Consider the following 4,030-nt stretch of genomic DNA (forward strand, 5'->3'; position numbering starts at 1 on the left):
GCGTTGTAGCGGGCTGGGGTGTCGTAGCGGGCCGGGGCGTCGAAGCGCGCAGGCTTGTCGAGGCGGGCTGATGCGTCGAAGTGGGCAGGCGTGTCGAAGTGGGCAGGCGTGTCGAACTGAGCAGGGGCGTCGAACGGAGCAGGCGTGTCGATGCGCTGCGCTCCGAGGGGAGGTGTGTCGGCGCGGCCCGTGGGCGGTGGTGTCCACGCCCGTGTCGGCGGGGTGATGTCGTCCGCCACCGGCTCCGGCACGACATCGGTGCGCGTGGTCCCCCGGGTGGCGCTGCGCGCCGCGGCGGCCAGTGCGCCGGCGCTGCCGTAGCGGTCTTCCGGGTCCTTGGCCATCCCCTTGACGATCACCGCGTCCAGCTGCGCCGGTACCTCCCGCCGACGCTCCGAGGCCAGCGGTGGCGGCGTGTTCATGTGCGCGTACATCTGGGCGAACATCTCGCCCTCGTAGGGCTTGCGGCCGGTAAGGGTCTCGTAGAGCACGCAGGCCAACGCGTAGACGTCGGTGCGCAGGTCGCTGGCCTCGCCGTTGATCCGTTCCGGCGACATGTAGGCGACGGTGCCGACCGTCGCGGTGGTGGCGGTCAGCGCCGTGCCGTCCTGCGCCGACGAGCGGGCGATCCCGAAGTCGACGAGGTAGGCGAAGGGCACCGCATCCGGGTCGTCGCCCAGCCCGGTCAGCAGGATGTTGGACGGCTTGACGTCGCGGTGCACCAGGCCGGCGGCGTGCGCCGCATCGAGGGCGGCGGCGATCTGGGCCACGATGTCGACGGCCGTGGCCACCGGCAGGGTGGTGCGGGTGTCCAGGACCGAGCCGAGGTCCTGTCCCTCGACCAGGCGCATGTCGAGGAACAGCCGTCCGTCGATCTCGCCGAAGTCGTGGATGGGGATGATGTGCGGCTCGTTGAGCTTGGCCGCCATGCGTGACTCGCGGCGGAACCGGGACTCGAAGGACTCGTCGCCGGCCAGGTAGTCGGGCAGCACCTTGAGGGCGACCACCCGGTCCCGCACGGTGTCCACGGCGCGGTAGACCTCGCCCATGCCGCCGCGACCGAGCAACTCCATGAGCCGGTAGCGACCGAACTCCTCGGGCACCCGTCGCCCCTTCCGCCGCCGTGGTCGCCGGCGCGCCCGGGCGGCCTCCGGCACCGGCATGATCGCACGCGGACACCGGGTCCAACGTCCTGACGACAGACGGACGACGTCGGTTTGCCCGGTCTGTTCGGTTCGGCCGGCGTCGTTTGTGACGAACCGCGGACGGGGCCGATCTTTTCCCTTACCTCCTCCTCATGATCTGGATATCGTCTGCTCCACTCGCCGGGGCCGCGTCATGACGCGGGTGCGGCGAGCATCGCGGACAGCAGGTGACGAAGGGGAGTGACATGTCGGTCGCGCAGGAGAACACGCCGGCACAACGGGGCGATCTCAACGACCAGTTGATCGCGTCGGACTGGTGGAACGACCAGATGGTGCAGGCCGCGGGTATCCCGATCGTCGACGTCCCGTTCGTCACGATCGGCGGCGGCATCGGCTCGTTCGTCACGACCGACTACCTGCGCATCGCCGGCGTGCCCACCGAGCACATCCGGGTGCTGTCCAACATCGACCACCCGTGGCAGACCTATGAGTACCTCACCCGGGTGTCGCAGATCCCGCGTCCCGAGCGCATCCGCTCCGACTCCGCCTCCCGCCCGGACAACATCTGGGGCTTCCCGTCCTACGCGATCGAGGAGGCCTGGCGCGAGAAGAAGCTCAAGACCGCGATCCAGGTCTTCCTCGAACCGATGTGGCGCGACTTCTACACGCCGAAGGCCGGCATGGTGTTCGGCCATCTCGAGCGTGAGGCCAAGCGCATCCGCTACTGGGACATGCTCGTCAAGGGCCAGGTGCGGATGATCCGTCGCCGGCAGGGCGGCGGGTACTTCACCATCCTCACGCCGCCCGAGGGCGCGGCCACCACCAAACGCGTCGCCTTCCGCTCGCAGTACGTGCACGTCGCGATCGGGTACCCGGGGCTGAAGTACCTGCCCGACCTGCAGGAGTTCCGCACCAAGATGCAGGACTTCCACCACGTCGTCAGCGCCTACGAGGACCACGAGCACGTCTACAACCAGTTGCGCACCCGGCCCGGCACGGTGCTGATCCGCGGCGGCGGCATCGTCGCCTCGCGCGTGCTGCAGCGGCTCATGGACGACCGCCGCAAGTACAACACCAACGTCCAGATCGTCCACCTCTTCCGCACCTTCATCAGCAGCTCGCACGGCAAGAACGCCTGGAACCGCCGGAAGGGCGGCAACGGCTTCGCCTACCAGGGCTTCAATTACCCGAAGTCGGTGTGGGGCGGGCAGCTGAAGTCGAAGATGCGCCGGCTCGAGGGCAACGAGCGCGCGGTCGCCTACGACGAGATGGGCGGCACGAACACGCCGTGGCGGCGCAGCTGGCAGGCCGACATGAAGGAGGGCCGCGACCAGGGCTGGTACCGCCTCATGCAGGGCACCGCCGAGTCGATGGCGGTGGCTCCCGACGGCCGGATCGTCACGACGGTGAAGACCCAGCAGGGCCCGTTCGACGTCGCCGCGGACTTCGTCATCGATTGCACGGGGCTCGAGGCCGACATCGCCGAGCACCGGGTGCTCAAGGACCTGCTCGACCACAGCGGGGCGGGCCGCAACCCCAAGGGCCGCCTCGACGTCGAGCGCTCCTTCGAGCTGCGCGGCACCGCGAGCGCGCAGGGCGCGATCTATGCGTCCGGATCACCGACCCTCGGCGGGTATTTCCCGGGCGTCGACACGTTCCTGGGTCTACAGGTGGCGGCCCAGGAGATTGCCGACGACCTCGCTCGACGTGGGTTCTGCAAGAAGATCGGGCCGGCGCGGTCGGTCAGCCAGTGGCTCAAGTGGGCCAAAAACACGCAGATCTAGGACGGGACGACATGCTTCCCACGCTCTGGGGACGGATCCAGTCCCGCATCTTCTTCACCGCCGTCGTCGGCGGGATCGTCACCGCGATCGTCGCGTTGATCATCCCGGCGACGCTGGACACCAACGGCGTGTCCATCGACATCAACACCAGCGACCGCTTCCAGGACGCGTTCGCGATCCTGCTGTGGACGGGCGTCATCGGCATCGGCTGGGAGTGCGTCTACCACCTGTTGATGCAGTGGCGGTGGGAGAAGGACTGGCCGACGTTCTTCGGCTTCGCCACCATCCTCAACGAGGGTGCGCTGGTGTTCTTCCTCGGCGACAACGGGCTGCTGCCGTGGATCAAGGGCTGGGACGCCGACCCACGCCCCGACCATCTCATCCCCATCGTTTTCTTCATCGTCGACTTCGTCCTGGTCTGGTTGGCGGTCTGGGTGTGGGTGAATGGGCCCATGCGCGTCTTCAACATCCACTGGCGCTTCTTCGGCGGCAGACTCGTATGAGCGCAGCGAACGGAGTACTGGCGTGAGCATCAGGCTGCATTCGACGTCGGGGGACGGGGTCCTCGCCCGGTACGGCGACCTGATCGTGCTCACCTCGGCCCCCGCGGGCGCCGAGGACGTCGTCGATGCGATCGTCGACGCTCACGAGCAGGTGGCGCACGGCGGCGGTGACGGGTCGGCGCTGGCCGACCGCGTCGGTGCGGTCGCGCGCGGCGTCGACTACGTGGCGTTCGCGCCGAGCCCGAACGGTCTGGCGATCAGCGTCGTGGGCCACGCCTGGGCGGTGGTGGCCACCGAGTACGGCGAGCAGCGCCTGGCGTTGCCGGCCGGCCACGAGGGCGTCCGCAGTGTGCTGCCGGGTGCGGTGCGCTCCATCCGGGCCGGTCTCGGCGACGTCGACACCGATGCGCCGGTGCCGCGCTGGAGCGATCTCGGCTCCGGCACCACCCGGGCCGGCAGCCTGCTGCTCGCCGTGGCCGACGACGTGTCGGTCACCACGACCAACGACGTGCCCGCCGCGACGGCTGTGGCCGCCGCCCCGGCCGCCGCAGCCGTGGCGCCCGCGCGGCCCTCTCCCGAACCGCACCCGAGCCCGACC

3 protein-coding genes and 1 pseudogene are annotated in these 4,030 nt (G+C 69.5%); 3 read left to right on the plus strand and 1 reads right to left on the minus strand.

The window, feature by feature from the left end; translation table 11 throughout:
* Positions 1 to 1,103 (minus strand): serine/threonine-protein kinase (locus ACFFCA_RS19680; protein ID WP_375487966.1); only part of this gene is annotated, 1,103 nt, incomplete at its 3' end.
* 287 nt (positions 1,104 to 1,390) lie between these two features.
* Between ACFFCA_RS19680 and ACFFCA_RS19685 the strand changes: the two genes are divergently transcribed.
* The 3 genes and pseudogenes from ACFFCA_RS19685 to ACFFCA_RS19695 form a co-directional block, all read left to right on the plus strand.
* Complete coding sequence (locus tag ACFFCA_RS19685) at positions 1,391 to 2,929, plus strand: hypothetical protein (RefSeq protein ID WP_375487968.1); 1,539 nt, start codon at positions 1,391 to 1,393, stop codon at positions 2,927 to 2,929.
* A gap of 11 nt (positions 2,930 to 2,940) precedes the next feature.
* Positions 2,941 to 3,432, plus strand: a complete 492-nt coding sequence (locus ACFFCA_RS19690) for a hypothetical protein (protein ID WP_375487970.1) — start codon at positions 2,941 to 2,943, stop codon at positions 3,430 to 3,432.
* A gap of 22 nt (positions 3,433 to 3,454) precedes the next feature.
* Positions 3,455 to 4,030: pseudogene (locus ACFFCA_RS19695) on the plus strand (hypothetical protein); the annotation flags it as partial.

Source organism: uncultured Jatrophihabitans sp. (assembly GCF_964252635.1).
GTDB lineage: Bacteria > Actinomycetota > Actinomycetes > Mycobacteriales > Jatrophihabitantaceae > Jatrophihabitans.